The sequence below is a fragment of the Corynebacterium sp. KPL2680 genome (genome assembly GCF_040225675.1).
GTDB lineage: Bacteria > Actinomycetota > Actinomycetes > Mycobacteriales > Mycobacteriaceae > Corynebacterium > Corynebacterium rhinophilum.
The window spans coordinates 1-780 of the sequence record NZ_JBEHFM010000064.1 but is presented as its reverse complement, the minus strand read 5'-3'; the positions used below and the strand labels follow the sequence as shown (position 1 = coordinate 780).

The following is a 780-nucleotide window of genomic DNA, read 5'->3' as shown; positions in this document are numbered from 1 at the left end:
GACGCGTGGTCAAAGCTTCCGTCCTCGTGGCTACCGGGGTTAATGCCGAAGGCTATCGTGAGCTATTGGGCATGCAGGTTGCTACATCTGAGTCTGTGGCGTCGTGGACTGGGTTCTTTAGGGATCTTAAAGCTCGCGGACTTAATGAGGTCTATCTTGTCACCAGTGACGCGCATCTAGGAATCCAGCATGCGATTAGTGACGTGTTGCCGAATGCGTCCTGGCAGCGGTGTCGAACGCACTTTTCTAAAAACCTGTCTTCGATGGTTGCCAAGACCCAGTGGCCAACCCTATCGGCGATGTTTCATACGATATTCCAGCAACCAGACTCGGAATCGGTGTGGTCCCAAGCACGTGAGGTCGTAGCGTTTTGTGAAGATAAATTCCCCCACGTTGCCAGCTACCTGGAAGAAGCCCTCGACGAGCTCTTAGCTTTTACCAACGCCCCGAAATCCGTCTGGAAGAAAGTCTGGTCGAATAACCCTACTGAACGGCTCAATCGTGAAATCCGCAGGCGTACGGATGTTGTAGGCATCTTCCCCAATCGTGACGCTGTCGTGCGCCTTGTTGGTGCTGTCCTAGCAGAACAACACGATGACTGGATCCAGCAAAACCGCTACATGTCACTAACCAGCCTGGAACAGACCAAAGCATTGATTACCGCCAACGTCATAGACGCTGACACCACCAAGGAGGTCGCATGAACCAGTTAAAGCACCGAGCACGTGCTGGCCCCTGACACCATCACACTGCATGCTCTATCGAAAGGTAGAAACACCA

Annotated in this window: 1 protein-coding gene; it reads left to right on the top strand. The window is 52.8% G+C overall.

Annotated features, from left to right (window positions below; translation table 11 throughout):
• On the top strand, positions 1-704 hold a 704-nt coding region (locus ABRP66_RS11650; RefSeq protein ID WP_349838710.1), incomplete at its 5' end, for an IS256 family transposase.
• Between the last annotated feature and the right edge of the window lie 76 nt (positions 705-780).